Below are 347 nucleotides of genomic sequence, written 5' to 3' on the forward strand. Positions count from 1 at the left end.
CTGATAACGCGTGATGTCATTAAGTCATCGAGTTGTTTTTGTCTTGCTGTGATACTCAAAAATTGCTTATTACCTTTACTTTTTCTATCAATAATGGTGATGACATAGACATTTTTATCATCAGGACCACCGACGTTATGAATCGTCCACATTTTTGATATTGATGAAATTAGGTCGTAAGTATTTTCATTCTCTAAGATATCCAACGACAAACTACCGTCGTCGTTTATCTTTTCTGATAATGTTGTAGCCGCGAATATTGGATATCCCTTACCTATTCTGTTTTTTATCAAGATTGGCAAGATACCACCTACCTGTTATAGAATTTCATGTCAAAGACTATTTTT

The 347-nt window shown here is 34.0% G+C and carries 1 protein-coding gene; it reads right to left on the bottom strand.

Annotated features, from left to right (window positions below; genetic code table 11):
* Window positions 1-302: tail tube TT1 domain-containing protein (locus CD138_RS14845; RefSeq protein ID WP_420338452.1), on the bottom strand; the 302-nt coding region annotated here is incomplete at its 3' end.
* Window positions 303-347 lie beyond the last annotated feature (45 nt).

It is taken from the genome of Staphylococcus intermedius NCTC 11048 (genome assembly GCF_002902385.1).
Lineage (GTDB): Bacteria > Bacillota > Bacilli > Staphylococcales > Staphylococcaceae > Staphylococcus > Staphylococcus intermedius.